This is a genomic window from Ralstonia sp. A12, assembly GCF_000801955.1.
GTDB lineage: Bacteria > Pseudomonadota > Gammaproteobacteria > Burkholderiales > Burkholderiaceae > Ralstonia.
Genome location: NZ_JSZO01000006.1, coordinates 165,453 through 182,784 on the forward strand (window position 1 = coordinate 165,453; position 17,332 = coordinate 182,784).

Consider the following 17,332-nt stretch of genomic DNA (forward strand, 5'->3'; position numbering starts at 1 on the left):
GACGCATCATGGCCACCACCGAGACCCCCACCTTCAGCAGCTTCGCCGAGTTCTATCCGTTCTATCTGGGCGAACACCAGGACCGCACCTGCCGGCGCCTGCACTTCGCGGGTTCGAGTGTTGCCCTGGTGTGCCTGATCCTGCTGATCTTCACGGGCAACCTGTGGTGGCTGCTCGGTGCGGCTGTCAGCGGTTATGCGTTTGCGTGGGTCGGGCACTTCGGCTTTGAGAAGAACCGGCCCGCCACTTTCCGCCACCCCTTCTACAGCCTGATGGGCGACTGGGTAATGTATCGCGACATCTGGACGGGGAAAATCCCGTTCTGAGCGATCAGGCGCGGACGGCGGCGGGCGCTGGTGCAGCGGCAGCTTGCGTCGCGGCCACCACGCCGCGCTCACCGCTGGCAAACACGCTCTCCAGCGTGTTGTCGAGCGCTGGATTGTGCAATTGGGCAGCCAGCGCGTGGGTATCACCCAGATACCGCGCCAGTGCCGTGCGCGGTAGGCGCGGCAGGTTCAACACCAGCCTTTCATAGAGCGGGCGCAGCGTGGTCGTATGTGCATCGCACAGCAGCGCCCAGTGCGCTTCGCCGCGATCCTGCTGCAGCTTGCCGACCAGGTGCAATGCTTTGAGTTTGGTCAGCAGGTCAGCAAGGTACTCCGCCTCCAGTTGCAGACGCCGGCTGATTTCCAGTTCGGCCACCGTACGCGGTGCCTGTTCCCGTGCGCGGTACAGCAACAGCAAAACACCCAGCGCATCAAAGAACTCGCTGCCCGGAAACGTGCGCCGCTGCCAGTAGCCCTGGCGGATGATCGGCAGCGTCGATGCAATGGTCGCACCCAGCAGCGTGACCAGCCAGCTCACGTAAATCCACGTCAGGAAAATCGGCAGCGTGGCAAATGCGCCGTACACGGCGGTGTACGTGGGAATGTGCGCCACATAAGAACCAAAGATGCGCTTGGCAATTTCAAACGCCACGGCGGCAACCAGGCCGGCCAGAAACGCATCGCGCCGCGCCACGTTGGTGTTGGGCACGAACACGTAGAGCATGGAAAACGCAATCGCCGACAGCAGGATCGGCACCGCGCCCACGATCACGCCAAGGCCAAACGGCAGCTTGTGCACATAACCGGCCGAGATCGACACCATGTACGAGCTGACCGAGAGGCTCGCACCAATCAGCACCGGGCCAAACGTCACCAGTGCCCAGAACACGAGCACGCGTTGCGCCAGCGGCCGGCGTTGGCGCACACGCCAGATGGCATTCAGCGCGTTCTCGACCGTCAGCATGGTCATGACCGACGTCACCACCAAGCCGATCAGGCCAGCGGCCGTCAGCCCTTTGGCGTTGCTCGAAAACTGGTTCAGATACGTGATGATCGGCCGACTGATGTTGCTCGGCACGAGGTTGCTGAACATGTAGCCTTCGATGTCTGCACGAAAGCTCTTGAACATCGGGAACGCCGTGAACAGCGCAAACGCCACCGTCAGGATCGGCACCACCGAGAGCACCGTCGTGAACGTCAGACTGCCGGCCACCTGGGGCAGGCGGTCTTCGCCCGCGCGGCGCAGCGCATAACGCGACAGCGCACGCAGCTTGGCGGCATTCCATTGACGAAGCGCACGGGTATCAAAAAGCATGAAGAATGAGGCGGCGCAAGGCCAATGAGGGAGATTGGGGGGCGCAACTATAATACCGCGACGCTCTCAACGCTTTGTTATGAAAGATATCCTGGTCCTGTACTACAGCCGTCATGGCAGCACCCGTGCGCTGGCCGAAGCCATCGCGCAAGGCATTGAAAGCGTGGATGGCGCCCAGGCGCGCGTACGCACCGTGCCCGCCGTTTCCACCGTGTGTGAGGCCACGCAGCCTGACGTGCCCGATGGCGGCCCGCCCTATGTGGAAGTGCGCGACCTGGAAGAATGCGCTGGCTTGGCGCTGGGCTCGCCCACACGTTTCGGCAACATGGCCGCGCCGCTCAAGTACTTCCTGGACGGCACCACGCCACAATGGCTGTCGGGCGCACTGGCCGGCAAGCCCGCCTGTGTGTTCACCTCCACGGGCAGCATGCACGGCGGACAGGAAACCACCCTGCTCTCGATGATGCTGCCGCTGCTGCACCATGGCATGGTCGTCCTTGGCCTGCCGTATCAGCAGAGCGAACTGCTCTCCACCGATGCCGGCGGCACGCCCTATGGGCCGTCGCATGTCGCGCATCGCGGTGACACCGCCCCCCTGACCACCCACGAACGCACGCTGGCCACGGCCATGGGCCGCCGGCTTGCACAGACAGCCCTGAAGCTCGCGGCATGACGCTCGCCAATCCCCCCGTCGTCGAATCCCGGGCACTGTACGTGCTGAGCGCCTGCAGCCTGATCGCGCTGATCGTGCTGTGTGCCGCGTGGGAACTGTGGCTCGCCCCAGTACGCCCCGGCGGTTCGTGGCTCGCGCTCAAGGCGCTGTTGCTGGCGTGGCCGCTGCCCGGTGTGCTGCGCAGGAACCGCTACACGATGCAGTGGGCATCGATGTTCATCCTGTTGTTTTTTACCGAGGGCATCGTGCGCGCGACGTCCGATGCCGGCCTGTCGCGATCATTGGCGTGGGTGGAGGTTGTGCTCAGCGTGACGTTCTTCTTTGCGACGATTTTCTACCTGCGTCCGTTCAAGCGTGCGGCCAAAGCACACGCCAAACAGAACACCTGATCCGCCATGACCCACGACGCGTTCCTGCAAGCCTGCGCTGACACCATCGGCGCCGCGTATGTCCTGACAACGCCGGAAGACCAGGCGCCCTATCTGACGGATTGGCGCAAGCGTTTCACTGGCCGCGCCCGCGCGGTGCTGCGCCCGGCGGATGCTGCGCAGGTGGCGGCTCTGGTGCGGCTGTGTGGTGAGCATGCGGTGCCCATGGTCCCGCAGGGCGGCAACACCGGCCTGTGCGGTGGCGCCACGCCCGATATGGAAGGCAACGCGGTCGTCATCTCGGTGCAGCGCATGCAAACCGTGCGTGCGGTCGACCCGATCAACAACACCATCACCGTGGATGCCGGCTGCATCCTGGCCAATGTGCAGCAAGCCGCAGCGGCAGCCGATCGCCTGTTCCCGCTGAGCCTGGCAGCGGAAGGCAGTTGCACCATCGGCGGCAACCTGGCGACCAACGCCGGCGGCACGGCTGTCCTGCGCTATGGCAATGCCCGCGAACTGTGCCTCGGTATTGAAGCCGTGCTGCCCAACGGCGAGCTGTGGAACGGCCTGCGCGGCCTGCGCAAGGACAACACCGGTTACGACCTGCGCGACCTGCTGATCGGCGCGGAAGGCACGCTCGGCATCATTACCGGGGCAACGTTGAAGCTGTTTCCGCAGCCACGCGCCAAGGTGACGGCGCTGGCGGCGCTGCAATCTCCACGTCAGGCGCTGGCGTTCCTGTCGCTGGCACAAAGCCATGCGGGCACGCTGCTGACGGGCTTTGAGTTGATGTCGGCGTTCTGCCTGGAGTTGGTGCGCAAGCACTATCCGCAACTGCGCGTGCCATTTGCACAGGCGTATCCGCAGTACGTGCTGCTGGAACTGTCCGATCTGGAAAGCGAGGAACACGCACGTGCACTGTTCGAAGCGCTGATGGAAGATGCACTGGCGCGCGGCGTGATCGACGACGCTGCCGTGGCGGAATCGGTGGCGCAGTCGCGCGATTTCTGGAACCTGCGCGAGCACATCCCGCTGGCCCAGGCCGATGAAGGCAAGAACATCAAGCACGACATTGGTGTGCCCATCTCGCGCATCGCCGATTTCATCGACGTGACCGACCGCGCGCTGGCCGCCGCTTACCCGGACATCCGCATGGTGACCTTCGGCCACCTTGGCGACGGCAACCTGCACTACAACGTGTCACCGCCCGAGGGGCATGAACACGAGGCCTTCCTGGCGCATCAGGACGGCATCAACCGCATCGTGCACGACAGCGTGCATGCGCACGGCGGCTCGATCTCGGCCGAGCACGGCATCGGCCAGCTCAAGCGAGAAGACAACGCGCGCTACAAGAGCGCGGTCGAGCTGGCGGCCATGCGCGCGATCAAGCAGGCGCTGGACCCGCGCGGCCTGATGAATCCGGGAAAGGTGTTGTAAGACGCCTCGGTTTTAGCCGAGCAGCTTGAACGCGTAGTTCGCCGCAGCAAACAGGATCGTCGCGGCCAGCAGCCACAGCAGCAAGCGCGGCACACCACTAGGCGGCAGGCGATGGCCTGCGGCGTTGGAACGGTCGCCAATGCGCCCACTCTGGGCGTTGCGGACATACATACCTCGGGACGCCCCTGCCGGGCGTCGTGCGTGACGCGTACTCATTCTTCGTTTCCTCCCTGCCCCATGGCTGACGCCCCGCCAGCGCCCTGTCGCTGGCGAAACACAGCAGCTTCTTAAGGCTGCCCAAACAAGACTCCCGTACTTCCCGTCTGGTCGGAACCGAAAAAGGCATCCGTCACGCCCTTTGGCGTGCGTAGGCACAGCGTTCCGCGTCGTTGCGCGGAATTTCGAGTTGAATCGTTATTTGTTATGGCACTACCCGACGCCACGAAATGTATCAAAGAATCCCCCTAATGGGGGGTACGAATTTGAGGTATCACCGTTTGGATGATGCGCAGGAACGACGCTTGCGGACTGATTGAGGCCAAACCGACGTCATTGAACTGTCACGGAGTCATCATGCCTTCCGTCCCGCCCCAACTGAGCTTGCGCGCGCACATTACGCCGCCGATGCCGCACGAGCCGCCGCCACACCCACCACCTGAAATGCCGCCCCCGGACGAGCCGTCTCACGACCCCGTCGGTGACCCGGAACCCTTAACACCGCCGATCGAACTGCCACCCGGCGAATTGCCCCCGGAAATCCCGCCCCAGCGCTAGTGCGCCGCGGTTTTCCGCATCGGCCATCTGATAGAATCGCGGCCTCCCAGGCATCCGGAGGCCGTTCGTCGCCTACCTGCCTGGGCAGCACGTGCATCTGCCCATAGCTCAGTTGGATAGAGCATCGGCCTTCTAAGCCGACGGTCGGGGGTTCGAATCCCTCTGGGCAGGCCAAATTCCCTCATACATCAGAGCGCTTGAGCTACATCGCCGCTCGCACCATCGCCCCAGAACGTACCAATCGGAACAATATTCCGATTAATGGCCTTGACACTCCTTTGTCAATGTTTCTTATTGTTAATGTACCAACCGGAACAGAGATGCGATAATCGCGCCCGCGCTGCGGGTCATCCGGCGGCGTGCTCAGCCAATCAACCAAGCTCATCCATCTTGAAGCGACTCCAACTCAAAACAACAGCTGCAAAGGCCACAGCATGCCTGCTGGCTGGTTTCGCCTTGCTCGCGCCGCTGACCGTGCAAGCCAAGCCTTCCTCGCTGGACGACAAACTTGCCGCCACAGTCGAGCAATACGAGCAAAAGCCCAACGAAAAGAAACTGGCGGCCATCCGCGACCTGCTGGCCAAGGGCGCACGTGCGCACCGCGCGCAGCCGGCCGAATACGACGGCCCGCAAGGCATGTCCGCACTGGCGGTGGCCATCTCGAACAACGATGCCGACCTGGTCGACCTCCTGCTCACGCAGAAGAATGATCTGGAGATCCCCGTCTATCGTGATCTGGGCAATCAGCCGCTGGTCTATGCCATCTCGGGCATCGACACCAACGGCAAGGCTTCGCCGCAAAACCTGCGCATCGTCAAAGCCCTGATTGCTGCGGGAGCCAACGTCAATGCATTGAACACCGACGGCAACAACACGCCGTTGCTGCAAGCATCGGGGCTGCGCCTCAATGCCCCGAGCCTGGAGACCATGCGCCTGCTGCTGAGCGCCGGCGCCAACCCGAACCTGCGCAACCAGAATGGCGAGACCGCCCTCATGGGCATGGCTTCAGGCAGCCTGGATGCGACGAAGCTGCTGATCGGCGCTGGCATCGACGTGGGCGCGCGCTCCAAATCCGGCGCCACCGCGCTGAACTACGTGTGCGAACGCCACGTCGATTTGCGCCGAAAACCTGACCCGCAGGCCAGCGAGCGCATCAAGCTGCTGCTCAAACCGGGCACCGACCTCAACTCGGTGGCGTGGATGAAGACATCGGGCGACGCACCGGTGCCGCTGGCATCGGCCGCACTGGTTGGCAACGCCGACTGCGTGCGTGCACTGATCCAGGCCGGCGCCAATCCGGACGCCCGGTACTACTCCGATGCTGTCGCCGCGGCGTCACCGGATCTCAAGAGCGTTACCGTGCGCAAGGACGTGCTGGCGAATCCGAGCTTCCACGATGACAGTACGCTGGCCATCTTCCGCAGCGTCAAGCGCTGAAGCGGAGGGGTGAACTCCCGTGCAAACCAGGGCGGCAGGCAATGGGCCTACCGCCCTTTTTCTTTGGCGACAACGGCACACCAGGTGCCTCAAGACTGGTCTCGGTTGAATACAATCCGCGTCAGCAAAGACGCCGTAGAAGACGACCGCGTCGCCTCTCAACCGATACGGAAGCCCATGGTCCAACTCCGACCCTCCACCCCATCAGACGCCACCCGCGTACTGGAAATCTGGCGCAGCGCCGTCGAAGCAACGCACCACTTCCTCAGCCCCGAAGATCGCCTCGCCATTGAATCGGAAGTCGCCACGTTCCTTCCCGGCGCGTCGCTGGAACTCGCCGTGAATGCCGCCGACGTGGCAATCGGCTTCATGCTGCTCAGCGCGAATCACATGGAAGCGCTATTCATCGACGCGAGCCATCGCGGGTCGGGTGTTGGCCGCTACCTAGTGGAAGCAGCGCTCAGACGTCATCCGAACCTGACCGTCGACGTGAACGAACAGAACACGCAAGCCGTTGGCTTCTATGAGCGCATGGGCTTTGAGCGCTGCGGCCGATCAACGCTGGATGGCCAAGGGCGGCCTTACCCGCTGATCCACCTGCGCTATCGGCCGGCCTCATGAACTCACGTGGTTACGCGGCCGGAAAACCATCGCGTCTCGCCAACCACACCACAGCCCACGCGGCCACAAGCAACACCAGCAGTACCGGAACAAACGCGCCGACCCCAAGCTGTTCAAGCAGCACGCCGCCAACCATGCCGCCGCCGGCAATCGCCGCGTTCCAGGTGGTGACCAGCATGGATTGCGCGACATCCGCGGCGTCCCCCGCCGTCTTGGCAAGCGCCGTCTGGAAAAGCGTTGGCATCCCGCCAAACGCCAGCCCCCAGGCCGCCACCGCCAGATAGACGAAAGCTGGCGCGCGGCCCGCCCAGCCCAGCACCACGGTGGCCGCACCAAACAGCAACAAGCTGGCAAGGGTCAGGCTGCGCAAATGCCGATCGATCAGGGCACCAACGCCGCCGATACCTGCAAGCGATGCGATGCCGAACACCAGCAGCACCCGATCGATCTGCTCGTCCAACTTCGCCGTCGCAAGAAAGGGCGCGATGTAGGTGTAGAGAATGTTGTGCGCGAGCACAAACGTCAGCACCGCGAACAAGACAGGCCGCACGCCGGGGATGAGGAATGTGGCACGCAACGACAGCGGCCGCTTGGCGGCAAGGCCGGCGAAATCCGGCACCTGTACGCGAACCCAGACGATCAGGATCACCGCCAGCGCGCTCATGATCCCGAAACCGGCACGCCACCCCATCACGCTGCCAAGAAACGTACCGACGGGCACCCCCAAGGACAGCGCCAGCGGCGCGCCCAGCATGGCGACGGCAATTGCACGCCCCTGTTGATGCACGGCGACCATGCGTGCTGCGTATCCGGCCGCGAGCGCCCACAGCAGGCCCGCTGACACACCCGCCACGAACCGCGCCAGCATGGTCAGGGCATAGCTCGTCGAGAACGCCGTCACCGTATTGGCAAATGCAAAGCCGACGATAGCGGCGAGCAACAACGGTCTGCGCCGCAACCGTTGCGTGAATGCCGTCAGCGGGATGGCCGCCACCAAAGACCCAATGGCGTAGATCGTGACAAGCTGGCCAACCAGCGCCTCGGAAACCCCCAGCCCGCTGGCCATGAGTGGCAACAAACCTGCCGGCAGCGCTTCGGTCAGAACGGTGATGAATGCGGCCATTGCAAGTGCCAGCAGCGGGCCCATGGGCAAGCAGCCCGTAGCGCGGGAGGGTGCACCACCCTGCTCGCTTGGCCGCAGCGCAAGCTCCTTTGTGGTCCGCATCAGCGCACCTCCTGCAGATCGGTCAGCGCGACAGTGTGACTGAGCAATTGCCGCGACGTGATGTACTCGGGCCGCCCATCGGCCAAACGCGGCCGGAAATCCGGAAGGTAGCGATCAACGCCCTCATCGAGATCCAAACGCCCCCGCGCGACCAGCACAACGGCACCGACCAGCCGCTGCGCGTCGATGGCCTGTTGAACAACACGTTGGATACGTTCGTGCAGAAGCGCGGATGGGGCCTCGGCGCGCTGCAGAAGAGCGGAAGCGGACAAGGTGAACTCCTTTCTCGATCAGACTTCCGCCACGATAGAAAGCCCACGATTCAAGAAAAAGTGGGGTAGATTTCACTTCTATCAGGACATGGATGTCCGCAATCGAGGACGCACCTTGGATAGCCTCAACAACTTTGTCGTGTTCGTGCAGGTGGCTGAGACACGCAGTTTTGTTGCCGCCGGCCGGTTGCTGGGCGTGTCGGCATCTGCCATCGGCAAGAGCATGGCAAGGCTGGAAAACCGGCTTGGCGTACGTCTCTTTCATCGCAGCACACGCAGCGTGACCTTGACCGCCGAGGGCACGTTGTTCCTAGAGCGCAGCCGCCGCATCCTGTGCGAAATCGAGGCCGCAGAGCTGGAGTTGTGTCAGGCCAACGGAGCACCTCGCGGCCGCCTGCGCGTCAGCCTGCCGTTGGTCAGTTCGCTGGTCCTGCCGGTACTCAGCGACTTCATGCGCATGTATCCCGACATCGAACTGGACCTCGACTTCACAGACCGGCTGGTCGATGTCATCGAAGAGGGTTTCGATGCCGTGGTTCGCACGGGCACGCCCGCCGACTCGCGGCTTTCGGCGCGCAGGCTCGGTACGTATCAGGCCATGCTGGTCGCCTCCCCCGCGTATCTGGCACAGCGCGGCACGCCCAAGGTGCCGGCCGATCTGCTCAACCACACCTGCCTGCACTATCGCCTCCCCAACAGCGGCAAGCTGGAGCCCTGGCCATTGCGTCGCGCGCCGGGCGAACCTGAGTTGGTGCTCCCGACATCGATGATCTGCAACAACATCGAGGCGCGCCTGTGCTTTGCGTTGCAAGGTCTGGGGATTGCGTTCCTGCCGGATTTCTCGATCCGGAAAGTATTGGCCGATGGCCAACTGTGCCCGGTCTTGGCGGATCACTTGGAGTGGAAGGGAACCTTCAACGTGCTGTGGCCTGCCAGCAAGCACCCTTCCCCCAAGGTCCGGGCGTTGGTCGATTTTTTGTGCGAGCGCGTGTTCCCCGCTGACAGCGCGGCAACACCCTCGCCTCGCTTGGCCGAAGCCCGTCGCACCCGCCAGAAATCGCGCTAGTCGGTGCTCCGTGCCCGGCGCTGGTGATGACGAGCGTCGTCAACCAAAGACCCCCATGAGGGCGTGACGCAGCAACAGCGCGGCCAGCACCAGCATGGTCGACCCGATCAGGCCATCCAGCACCTGCCACGCTCTGGGCTTGGCAAACCACGGGGCCAGCCAGCGCGCGCCAAACCCGAGCACCACAAACCAGAGCACGCTGGCTGAACTGGCTCCCGCCACAAACCAGCCGCGCAACGCCACCGGATGCTGAGCGCCAATGCTGCCCACCAGCAGCACTGTATCGAGATAAACGTGGGGATTGAGCAGCGTGAATGCCGCCGCCTGCGCCAGTGCAGCACCCCGGCTCAATCCATCGCCACTTTCAGACACCTGCAATTGGCTGGCATGCCGCGCCCGTTGCAGCGCCCGCCATCCGTACACCGCCAGAAAGGCCGCACCTGCCAATGACATTGCGGTGGCGAGGCCAGGGCGCTCACCCAGGGCCTGAGCCATGCCCATGACGCCAGCGGTCAACAGCAACGCATCCATCACCGCGCAGAACAGCACTACGGTGCCCACATGCTCACGACGCAGCCCCTGGCGCAGCACAAACGCGTTCTGCGCGCCAATGGCGACGATCAACCCCAGACACAAGACCAAGCCTTGAAGGGAGACAGATAACGCCAGCGAAGTGGGAGTCAGAAAGGTATCCATGCGCGCAGCTTGCCCGCGCGCATCAATGAAGACAAACTATCTTCTCTTCATTCAGTTTAGTTTTACTTACCTTATGCTGGATTACTCCGCGCTATCTGCGTTGGCCGCTGTGGTTCGGGAAGGCAGTTTCGAGCGTGCTGCCCGCACGCTCCACGTCACGCCATCAGCGATTTCACAGCGCATTCGGCTGCTGGAAGAACGCGTGGGCTGCGCGCTGGTCGTGCGCGATCAACCCTGCCGTGCAACAGAGACAGGGCGACAGCTTTGCCAGCATGTCGACCGTGTCCGATTGCTCGAACAGGAGTTGCAAGGCGCCCTACCCGTACTGGCGCCGGAGGGCATTGCGCGGGTGCCGCTGCCCGTTGCCGTGAATGCCGACAGCCTGGCCACCTGGCTCGCCCCTGCCATCGCTGCCTTTGGCGCACAGCATCCAGTGCTGATGGAGGTGGCCGTGGATGACCAAGACCACACCACGGAATGGCTGCGCAGCGGCGCCGTGCTCGCCGCCGTGACTGCCACGGCCCGCCCGGCTGCGGGCTGCAACAGCCAGCCGCTGGGCGCCATGCGCTACCTCGCAGCCGCCAGTCCGGCATTCGTGCAACGTCATTTCGCGGATGGGGTCGGCGCCGGCAGCTTGGCCCGCGCCCCCAGCCTGCTGTTCAACACCAAGGACGAATTGCAGGCGCGCTGGGCACGGCGCCTGTGCCATCGGCATGTCGATCTGCCCCGGCACATGCTGCCCTCGCCCCAGGCCTTTGTGGCGGCGGCCGTTGCAGGCATGGGATGGGGCCTGCATCCGCAGGCGCTGATCGCCTCGCACCTCAAAAACGGCTCGCTGGTTGAGCTGGTGCCTGACACCCCGCTGGATGTGCCGCTTCACTGGCAATACGCGCGGGCGGCGTCGGCGTTGCTCGATGGGTTGAGCCGCAACGTTCTGGCTGCCGCACACGCTGCCTTGCTGCCCGCCTGAGCGGCGTCACTGCACAGGATTGCGGGAAACGATGCGGCGCCCTGCCCGCAACGAAGTCGTTTCCAATTGTTACTGGCGTGAGGCATGGTCGACTTGGCGCAAGCACAAAGGGTGGTGCGAGAACCAATTGCGGCAGTACAGTGCATGCCATGAAGCCCGCCCTCTACGCCCCGTCCCTCGTCCTGCTGGCCTTGCTTGCCGCATGCGGATCGCCCGCGCCGTCGCAACAGCAGCTTGCCGATCAGGCCAATGCAGGCAACACGGCCAGCACCAGTGATGCCGGTAACGGCTGGCAAGCGCTGCGCGTTCGCTATTTCGACTGCGTCCAGCACCGCGCGGACGAGCAGGCGCTCAGTCAGGCGGATACCAAAGCAGTGGTGTCATCCGTGCTGGACGCGTGCGAAGGGGAGCTCAAGACCATGCACGACGCCTTCCACGACTATCTCAGCGCGCAGATGGTGTCGTCCCACGGCAAATCGGGCGCGCGCCAGGCGGCCAATCAGGTCACCGAGAGCTCACGCGAGAAGGCACGCGTGTTCGCAACGGACTACGTGAAGTACGCGCGCTATCAGCAGGCCAAGGCACGCTGAGCGCTGCATGCCCGGCTGACAGGTCTACAGCATTTCGAGCGGCCGCGGCCCTTTCGGCGGCGGAAAGATGCGGTCCAGCTCGGCCAGTTGCATGGGCGTCAGTTCATGTTCCAGCGCAACGAAGTTCTCGCGCAACCGCTCACGATGGCTGGTCTTGGGAATGGCGATGATGTCCTCGCGCGTCAGCAACCAAGCCAGCGCCACCTGTGCCGGCGTCATGCCGCATTCCTGAGCAAACCGCACCAGCTTCGGATGACGCGTGAGGTGCGCCTGCTCGATGGGCGAATACGCCATCACCGGCACGCGGCGTTCGCGCAGCCAGGGCAGCAAATCCCATTCGATGCCGCGTCGGCCCAGGTTGTAGAGCAGCTGGTTGACCGCAGTTTGATCGCCACCTGGCACATCCCAAAGTTCTTCCGTATCCGACAAGTCAAGATTGCTCACGCCGTAGTGGCGGATCTTGCCTTCGCGCTGCAAGGCCTGCAGACCTTGCACGGTCTCTTCCAGCGGGACACTGCCGCGCCAGTGCAGCAGGTACAGATCAATGCGATCGGTCCCCAGCCGGCGCAGGCTGCGTTCGCACGCCGCAGCAATGCCGCGGCGGCTGGCGTTGTGCGGATAAACCTTGCTGACGAGAAACACCTCGTCGCGCCGTCCGACAATGGCCTCGCAGATCATCTCTTCGGACAAGCCTTCGCCGTACATTTCCGCCGTGTCGATCAGACGCAGGCCGAGGTCGAGCCCCAGGCGCAGCGTGGCGATTTCCTCAGCGCGGGCGGCGTGGCTCTCGCCCATATTCCACGTTCCCATACCGAGCGCTGGCACGCGCTCGCCGTCGGGCAAAGTGACATGTTTCATGCGTGTGGTTCCGGTTGAAGCCGGTGGGCGGCCGCGGCCTGTGCGGCCTTGCTGCGCCCACGCGTGCTCGTTAGCACCTCATGAATCTACAAGACGTCAGCCGCGCGGGTAAGGCCCGATCCGTCCGGTCAGAAAATACGCGGCCCAAGCCCGCTACCGCGCGGTTTGCGCCCGGCGTGCCCGCCCACCTCGGCCAACGACTTCCCGCAGCGCTTGCGCAAACCGCGTGACAACCGGTGCTGCCGCATCCTCGTCAAAGGTGAATTCCACGTCAAAGCGATCCGACACCTCTCGCAGCGGCACCAACTCCACGGTGGGGGGACACAGGGCGGAAAGGCTCTCCGGCACAAACGCACACCCCATGCCTGCCGCCACCAGGCCAACCACGGTTGGGATGTCGCTACCGATCTGCGCCACGTGCGGTGTGAAGCCGGCACGCTCGCACTGCCGCATCAAGAAGCGATGGTGAGCCGAAGAGCGCTCCGGATCGAACCACACGAACGGCTGGTCCGCCACGTCTGCCAGCCGCTTGGGTGTCTTTTGCTGGGCGGATTGCGATGCGGGCATGGCCAGCACAAAGCGGTCACTCAGCAACGCAACGCCAGACAGATGCGGCGCCTCGTCACGACGCCAGGCCATGATGCCGCCGTCGATCTGTTTGCGCGCGAGGGCAGCAGCCTGCTCTGCCGAGAGCATTGGTGTGACCGACACTTTGACTTCCGGGCACGCCGCACGAAACGCCTGCAGCACATCCGTCACAACGGCTGAGCTGAGATAGTTCGGCAGCACACCCAGGTGCAGTTCACCTAGCTGACCGGCTGCGCAACGCAAGGCCCGGTCCCGACCAGTCTGCAGGTCGGCCAGCAGTTGCCTGGCATCGTGCAGAAAACTCTCGCCGGCGGCAGTCAGTTGCACGCCCCGCGCCTTGCGCGCCAGCAGCGGCGTGCCGATGGCGGCCTCCAACTCATGAATCTGCCGCGACAGCGCAGGCTGAACGATGCCAATGGCGCGTGCACCAGCCACCACGCTGCCCGCCTGTGCCACCGCAATGAAGTAGCGAAGATGGCGTAACTCAATGTTTCGCATATCGATTCCGCACGCTCCTATCCATACTTACCAAGCATAGCAAATCCGCCTATAAAGCATTTGTACGCATAACCTTGAATGCCTAGGATGGGTGCCTCCTTGAACATGCGTTGCAGCACGGCACGACGAGACATGACGCTCCACATCCACACGCCCTTCGTACAGTCCCAACCCTACTCACGGCGGCTAGGCAAACCGGTGTGGCTGAAGATGGAGGCAGCACAGCCGTCGGGCTCGTTCAAGCTGCGCGGCATCGGTGCCTTGTGCGAGGCGCAGCGTGCTGCCGGGGCGCAGCGCTTCATCTCATCGTCCGGAGGCAATGCGGGGCTTGCAGTGGCCTACTGCGGACGCAAGCTCGGTGTTCCCGTCGCCGTCGTGGTGCCGGAAAGCACGCCACAGCGGGCGCGCGATCTGATCCGCGAGGAAGGCGCGGGGCTGATCGTGCACGGCGCCGCATGGGCAGAAGCCAACGCCTATGCGCAGTCCTTGATCGGCCCGGGGGATGCCTTCGTGCACCCATTCGACGATCCGGTCATCTGGCAAGGACACGCCACACTGGTGGACGAGATGGCGGCATCCGGACACAAGCCCGGCGCGATCATCCTCGCCGTGGGCGGCGGTGGGCTGTTGTGCGGTGTGATGGAAGGGCTGCAACGGAATGGCTGGTCCAGCGTGCCTGTCATTGCGGTGGAGACTGAGGGGGCAGACTGTTTTGCGCGCTCGATCGCGCAGGGCAAGCCAGTTGAGCTCCCCACGATCTCTAGCGTGGCGACCTCGCTGGGTGCAAAGCGGCCGTGCGACGGTGCGCTTGAATGGGCCGCCCGCCGTGAGATCTACAACGTCGTGGTGTCGGACACGCAGGCGGTGAACGCCGCGCTACGGTTTCTTGACGAGCACCGCATGGTGGTTGAACCCGCCTGCGGGGCCGCATTGGCAGCCCTGGATAGCGGGCACCCTGCCCTCAAGGCGGCCGCCAGCATTGCCGTGGTGGTGTGCGGCGGGGCCACGGTCACGGCCCAGCAACTGCAGGACCTGGCGGCAAGGTTCGATTGATTGCGGCGGCTGACTACCCCATCGGGTTCACGCCAATCCAGCGCACATGGAGATAGAACGCAAACGCAACCCAGGCGACCACACCAATCACAACGGGAATCACATCACGTGAAAGCGTTCCGTCGGGATAGACAACACCTTCCACGCGATCCCGCCGCCGCGCAGCCGCAAAATCAACCAGCGCCCAGACAAGAAACGCTCCAAACAGCACGACCGCGTGCAACGTGCCGTTTGCCAGCAGATGCGCCAGCGCCCACAGCACCACGCTGAGCGCCTGCGGATGCCTGACCCACGTCTTGAAGTGGTTGCCCGGAATGTACGCCGCCACGAAGAGGATGAAGGCCGCAAGCGTGAGCAACCCCGCAAGATGCGGCGCCCACGCTGGCCGGGTCCACAGCATGACCGGTTCGTGCCGCGCGATGCCGTACCCCCAGATGACCAGCGCCAGCCCAATAATGGACGCCACGGAGTACACGCCTTTCCAGCCCTTCTCGCCCATCTGGGCGATCCGCGCCTTGCGCCACCCTTCCGCAAGAATCCGAACGGAATGCACTCCCAGGAAGATCAGCAACCCCAGTATCAAGACGAACATGACGGGCTCCTTGCTGCGGCTGTCGGCAGATGGCGACGATTGTCACGCAGATGCGCGAGCCATGCCAAGATGGGCGCCTCCTCCGGCCAACGGTGCCCTCCATGCCTGCTTCCAAAACGACCATCGCCCTGCCGAACCCGCACCCTGTCTTCGGCAGCACCGAGGTGTTCAAAACGTTCAACTATGCGCCGGCCGTTGCAGCAGGTGGTTTGCTGTTCATCGCCGGCCAGATCGGCGTGCGCGCGGACGGCACCGTACCGGACACGGCAGAAGAGCAGATCGATCTCGCCTTCCAGCGCTTGGGGGCGGTCCTGCAAGCAGCCGGACTGGGCTTTGAAGACCTCGTTGAACTGGTCAGCTATCACGTGGATGTCGGTCAGCAACTCTCGTCTTTCCGCGCGATCAAGGACCGCTACATTCAAGCGGAAGCTCCGGCGTGGACCATCCTTGGCGTGGCTGCCTTGGCCAGACCGACGTTGCTTGTCGAGATCAAGGCGGTGGCCGCAACACGCGCTGCGTAATCAACGACGGATCGCCACAAAACAAAACGCCCTTCGAGTTTGACCTCGCAGGGCGTTTTCGTGACGGCTTACAACGCGTTGAGCGGAATCTTCAGATACTGCACGCCGTTCGGCTCGGCCGGCGGCAATGCACCCGCGCGGATGTTCACCTGGATGGACGGCAGCATCAGCGTCGGCATGCCCAGTGTGGCATCGCGCTTGGTGCGCATCTGTACAAAGTCGTCCTGCGTAACGCCATCGCGCACATGGATGTTGGCGCGGCGCTGTTCGGCCACCGTGGTGTGGCACGTGGCCTCGCGGCCTGCGGGCGGATAGTCGTGGCACATGTAGAGCCGCGTGTCATGCGGCAAATCCAGCAGACGGCGGATCGACTGGTACAGCGTGCCCGCATCGCCACCGGGGAAGTCGCAACGTGCGGTGCCCACATCCGGCATGAAGAGCGTGTCGCCAACAAACACGGCATCCCCCACCTGATAGGCCATGTCAGCCGGCGTGTGCCCCGGCACGGCCAGGGCTTTCGCTTCCAGATCACCAATGCGGAACGTCTCATCCGGCGCGAACAGGTGGTCGAACTGTGAGCCATCGAGCTGGAACGACGGCTCCAGGTTGAAGATCGGCTTGAACACGCCCTGCACCACGCGAATGCGCTCGCCGATGGCAATGTGCCCGCCAAAGCGCCCCCGCAAGTACGGCGCGGCCGACAAGTGATCGGCATGGGCGTGTGTTTCCAGCAGCCATTCGACGCGCAACCCGTGCGCTTCGATAAAGTCGGCCACACGATCGGCCGACTTGGTGCGCGTGCGGCCCGATTTCGGGTCGTAATCAAGTACCGAATCGATCACAGCGCATGGCGTACCCGGCCCAGCATGGACCACATAGGTCATGGTGCAGGTGTCGGCGTCGAAAAACGGTTCGATCTGGGCGTGCATGATGGGGCTTCCGCTAACAATCTATATTTTTATAGAATATCGCCAGACATTCTGTCTGCCAATAGCGCCGAATCGAGCGAACGGCGGACGACACGCTCCGCGCCCTGATGACTGACCCGACGACCGACCCGACCGACATTGTGCCGCTCCCAGAAGCGGCCATTTCCATGCTGCGCGAATCCGCCTCCCAGGCGTGCGCGGTGCTCAAGGCCATGGCCCATGAAGACCGCCTGCTGCTGCTCTGCCAACTCACGCAGGGCGAGCGCAACGTCGGCGAGCTGGAAGCGCTGGTCGGCCTGCATCAGCCCAGCCTGTCGCAGCACCTGGGCGTGCTGCGTGACGAAGGCTTGGTCGCCACGCGCCGCGAAGGCAAGTACATCTACTACCGGCTGGCCAGCTTCGAGGTCATCCAGATCATGCAGACGCTCTCTGCGCTGTACTGCGGCAAGGTTCTGAAAAGCGTCCGATAAGCCACCCTGCATGGCACAGGCTTGCGATGCGCCAACGCCGTGCCAATCAT

Annotated in this window: 21 protein-coding genes and 1 tRNA gene; 13 read left to right on the forward strand and 9 right to left on the reverse strand. The window is 63.7% G+C overall.

Annotated features, from left to right (window positions below):
* Window positions 1-8 precede the first annotated feature (8 nt).
* On the forward strand, window positions 9-326 hold the full coding sequence (locus PI87_RS09805) for an Mpo1-like protein (protein ID WP_039597517.1): 318 nt from the start codon (window positions 9-11) through the stop codon (window positions 324-326).
* A gap of 4 nt (window positions 327-330) precedes the next feature.
* Here PI87_RS09805 and PI87_RS09810 read toward each other — a convergent pair whose 3' ends face one another.
* Entirely contained in the window at window positions 331-1,641 is a 1,311-nt protein-coding gene (locus PI87_RS09810; protein ID WP_039597518.1) for a YihY family inner membrane protein, read from the reverse strand.
* A 79-nt stretch (window positions 1,642-1,720) separates the two neighbouring features.
* Between PI87_RS09810 and wrbA the strand changes: the two genes are divergently transcribed.
* The 3 genes from wrbA to PI87_RS09825 are packed head-to-tail and all read left to right on the forward strand — an operon-like array spanning window position 1,721 to window position 4,122.
* Window positions 1,721-2,314, forward strand: a complete 594-nt coding sequence (gene wrbA, locus PI87_RS09815; RefSeq protein ID WP_039597519.1) for an NAD(P)H:quinone oxidoreductase — start codon at window positions 1,721-1,723, stop codon at window positions 2,312-2,314.
* Window positions 2,311-2,703 carry a DUF2069 domain-containing protein gene (locus PI87_RS09820; protein ID WP_039597520.1) on the forward strand — a complete coding sequence of 131 codons (393 nt, stop codon included), beginning with the start codon at window positions 2,311-2,313 and terminating at the stop codon, window positions 2,701-2,703. The genes wrbA and PI87_RS09820 overlap by 4 nt, the downstream gene beginning before the upstream one ends.
* A 6-nt stretch (window positions 2,704-2,709) precedes the next feature.
* Window positions 2,710-4,122 (forward strand): FAD-binding oxidoreductase, encoded by a 1,413-nt coding sequence (locus PI87_RS09825; RefSeq protein WP_039597521.1) that lies wholly within the window; start codon window positions 2,710-2,712, stop codon window positions 4,120-4,122.
* Window positions 4,123-4,134: 12 nt separating this feature from the next.
* Here the strand turns inward: PI87_RS09825 and PI87_RS09830 are convergent, their stop codons facing one another.
* On the reverse strand, window positions 4,135-4,338 hold the full coding sequence (locus PI87_RS09830; RefSeq protein WP_039597522.1) for a hypothetical protein: 204 nt from the start codon (window positions 4,336-4,338) through the stop codon (window positions 4,135-4,137).
* Between the two features lie 655 nt (window positions 4,339-4,993).
* Between PI87_RS09830 and PI87_RS09835 the strand changes: the two genes are divergently transcribed.
* From PI87_RS09835 to PI87_RS09845, 3 genes are all read left to right on the forward strand, one after another.
* Window positions 4,994-5,070 (forward strand) — tRNA-Arg (locus tag PI87_RS09835).
* Window positions 5,071-5,286: 216 nt separating this feature from the next.
* Window positions 5,287-6,333: an ankyrin repeat domain-containing protein gene (locus tag PI87_RS09840; RefSeq protein ID WP_198139540.1), complete on the forward strand. Its 1,047-nt coding sequence runs from the start codon at window positions 5,287-5,289 to the stop codon at window positions 6,331-6,333.
* A gap of 177 nt (window positions 6,334-6,510) precedes the next feature.
* A complete protein-coding gene (locus tag PI87_RS09845) occupies window positions 6,511-6,954 on the forward strand; it encodes an acetyltransferase (protein WP_039597524.1) in 444 nt (147 codons plus the stop codon).
* 10 nt (window positions 6,955-6,964) lie between these two features.
* Here PI87_RS09845 and PI87_RS09850 read toward each other — a convergent pair whose 3' ends face one another.
* Together PI87_RS09850 and PI87_RS09855 are read right to left on the reverse strand one after the other, a co-directional pair.
* A complete protein-coding gene (locus tag PI87_RS09850; RefSeq protein WP_039597582.1) occupies window positions 6,965-8,101 on the reverse strand; it encodes an MFS transporter in 1,137 nt (378 codons plus the stop codon).
* A 77-nt stretch (window positions 8,102-8,178) separates the two neighbouring features.
* Window positions 8,179-8,451, reverse strand: coding sequence for a serine hydrolase (locus PI87_RS09855; RefSeq protein ID WP_039597525.1), 273 nt, complete (start codon window positions 8,449-8,451; stop codon window positions 8,179-8,181).
* A 115-nt stretch (window positions 8,452-8,566) separates the two neighbouring features.
* Here PI87_RS09855 and PI87_RS09860 point away from each other — a divergent pair, with 115 nt between their 5' ends.
* On the forward strand, window positions 8,567-9,517 hold the full coding sequence (locus tag PI87_RS09860; RefSeq protein ID WP_039597526.1) for a LysR family transcriptional regulator: 951 nt from the start codon (window positions 8,567-8,569) through the stop codon (window positions 9,515-9,517).
* Window positions 9,518-9,556: 39 nt separating this feature from the next.
* Here the strand turns inward: PI87_RS09860 and PI87_RS09865 are convergent, their stop codons facing one another.
* Window positions 9,557-10,213, reverse strand: coding sequence for a LysE/ArgO family amino acid transporter (locus PI87_RS09865; RefSeq protein WP_039597527.1), 657 nt, complete (start codon window positions 10,211-10,213; stop codon window positions 9,557-9,559).
* 73 nt (window positions 10,214-10,286) lie between these two features.
* Between PI87_RS09865 and PI87_RS09870 the strand changes: the two genes are divergently transcribed.
* On the forward strand, window positions 10,287-11,183 hold the full coding sequence (locus tag PI87_RS09870; RefSeq protein WP_039597528.1) for a LysR family transcriptional regulator ArgP: 897 nt from the start codon (window positions 10,287-10,289) through the stop codon (window positions 11,181-11,183).
* Window positions 11,184-11,332: 149 nt separating this feature from the next.
* Window positions 11,333-11,773 carry a hypothetical protein gene (locus PI87_RS09875; protein ID WP_039597529.1) on the forward strand — a complete coding sequence of 147 codons (441 nt, stop codon included), beginning with the start codon at window positions 11,333-11,335 and terminating at the stop codon, window positions 11,771-11,773.
* Between the two features lie 24 nt (window positions 11,774-11,797).
* Here PI87_RS09875 and PI87_RS09880 read toward each other — a convergent pair whose 3' ends face one another.
* Complete coding sequence (locus PI87_RS09880; protein WP_039597530.1) at window positions 11,798-12,631, reverse strand: aldo/keto reductase; 834 nt, start codon at window positions 12,629-12,631, stop codon at window positions 11,798-11,800.
* A 153-nt stretch (window positions 12,632-12,784) separates the two neighbouring features.
* Complete coding sequence (locus PI87_RS09885; RefSeq protein ID WP_039597531.1) at window positions 12,785-13,717, reverse strand: LysR family transcriptional regulator; 933 nt, start codon at window positions 13,715-13,717, stop codon at window positions 12,785-12,787.
* Between the two features lie 132 nt (window positions 13,718-13,849).
* Here PI87_RS09885 and PI87_RS09890 point away from each other — a divergent pair, with 132 nt between their 5' ends.
* The gene (locus tag PI87_RS09890; protein ID WP_039597532.1) at window positions 13,850-14,770 is read left to right on the forward strand and encodes a pyridoxal-phosphate dependent enzyme; all 921 of its coding nucleotides are present in this window, start codon (window positions 13,850-13,852) and stop codon (window positions 14,768-14,770) included.
* A 13-nt stretch (window positions 14,771-14,783) separates the two neighbouring features.
* Here the strand turns inward: PI87_RS09890 and PI87_RS09895 are convergent, their stop codons facing one another.
* Window positions 14,784-15,362 (reverse strand): NnrU family protein, encoded by a 579-nt coding sequence (locus PI87_RS09895; RefSeq protein ID WP_039597533.1) that lies wholly within the window; start codon window positions 15,360-15,362, stop codon window positions 14,784-14,786.
* 101 nt (window positions 15,363-15,463) lie between these two features.
* Between PI87_RS09895 and PI87_RS09900 the strand changes: the two genes are divergently transcribed.
* On the forward strand, window positions 15,464-15,883 hold the full coding sequence (locus tag PI87_RS09900) for a RidA family protein (RefSeq protein ID WP_039597583.1): 420 nt from the start codon (window positions 15,464-15,466) through the stop codon (window positions 15,881-15,883).
* Window positions 15,884-15,951: 68 nt separating this feature from the next.
* On the opposite strand, the gene PI87_RS09905 is transcribed toward PI87_RS09900, so the two are convergent.
* Window positions 15,952-16,812 carry an MBL fold metallo-hydrolase gene (locus tag PI87_RS09905; protein ID WP_039597534.1) on the reverse strand — a complete coding sequence of 287 codons (861 nt, stop codon included), beginning with the start codon at window positions 16,810-16,812 and terminating at the stop codon, window positions 15,952-15,954.
* 107 nt (window positions 16,813-16,919) lie between these two features.
* On the opposite strand from PI87_RS09905, the gene PI87_RS09910 reads away from it, so the two are divergent.
* Window positions 16,920-17,282 (forward strand): ArsR/SmtB family transcription factor, encoded by a 363-nt coding sequence (locus PI87_RS09910; RefSeq protein ID WP_039597535.1) that lies wholly within the window; start codon window positions 16,920-16,922, stop codon window positions 17,280-17,282.
* Window positions 17,283-17,332 lie beyond the last annotated feature (50 nt).

Excerpts from the sequence above, each read along its gene's own strand:
- PI87_RS09900 (WP_039597583.1), top strand. The coding sequence starts at position 15,464 with ATGCCTGCTTCCAAAACGACCATCGCCCTGCCGAACCCGCACCCTGTC.
- PI87_RS09880 (WP_039597530.1), bottom strand. The coding sequence starts at position 12,631 with ATGAAACATGTCACTTTGCCCGACGGCGAGCGCGTGCCAGCGCTCGGT.
- PI87_RS09870 (WP_039597528.1), top strand. The coding sequence starts at position 10,287 with ATGCTGGATTACTCCGCGCTATCTGCGTTGGCCGCTGTGGTTCGGGAA.
- wrbA (WP_039597519.1), top strand. The coding sequence starts at position 1,721 with ATGAAAGATATCCTGGTCCTGTACTACAGCCGTCATGGCAGCACCCGT.
- PI87_RS09825 (WP_039597521.1), top strand. The coding sequence starts at position 2,710 with ATGACCCACGACGCGTTCCTGCAAGCCTGCGCTGACACCATCGGCGCC.
- PI87_RS09885 (WP_039597531.1), bottom strand. The coding sequence starts at position 13,717 with ATGCGAAACATTGAGTTACGCCATCTTCGCTACTTCATTGCGGTGGCA.
- PI87_RS09910 (WP_039597535.1), top strand. The coding sequence starts at position 16,920 with ATGACTGACCCGACGACCGACCCGACCGACATTGTGCCGCTCCCAGAA.
- PI87_RS09890 (WP_039597532.1), top strand. The coding sequence starts at position 13,850 with ATGACGCTCCACATCCACACGCCCTTCGTACAGTCCCAACCCTACTCA.
- PI87_RS09845 (WP_039597524.1), top strand. The coding sequence starts at position 6,511 with ATGGTCCAACTCCGACCCTCCACCCCATCAGACGCCACCCGCGTACTG.
- PI87_RS09830 (WP_039597522.1), bottom strand. The coding sequence starts at position 4,338 with ATGAGTACGCGTCACGCACGACGCCCGGCAGGGGCGTCCCGAGGTATG.
- PI87_RS09805 (WP_039597517.1), top strand. The coding sequence starts at position 9 with ATGGCCACCACCGAGACCCCCACCTTCAGCAGCTTCGCCGAGTTCTAT.
- PI87_RS09820 (WP_039597520.1), top strand. The coding sequence starts at position 2,311 with ATGACGCTCGCCAATCCCCCCGTCGTCGAATCCCGGGCACTGTACGTG.
- PI87_RS09810 (WP_039597518.1), bottom strand. The coding sequence starts at position 1,641 with ATGCTTTTTGATACCCGTGCGCTTCGTCAATGGAATGCCGCCAAGCTG.
- PI87_RS09875 (WP_039597529.1), top strand. The coding sequence starts at position 11,333 with ATGAAGCCCGCCCTCTACGCCCCGTCCCTCGTCCTGCTGGCCTTGCTT.
- PI87_RS09905 (WP_039597534.1), bottom strand. The coding sequence starts at position 16,812 with ATGCACGCCCAGATCGAACCGTTTTTCGACGCCGACACCTGCACCATG.
- PI87_RS09865 (WP_039597527.1), bottom strand. The coding sequence starts at position 10,213 with ATGGATACCTTTCTGACTCCCACTTCGCTGGCGTTATCTGTCTCCCTT.
- PI87_RS09850 (WP_039597582.1), bottom strand. The coding sequence starts at position 8,101 with ATGGGCCCGCTGCTGGCACTTGCAATGGCCGCATTCATCACCGTTCTG.
- PI87_RS09895 (WP_039597533.1), bottom strand. The coding sequence starts at position 15,362 with ATGTTCGTCTTGATACTGGGGTTGCTGATCTTCCTGGGAGTGCATTCC.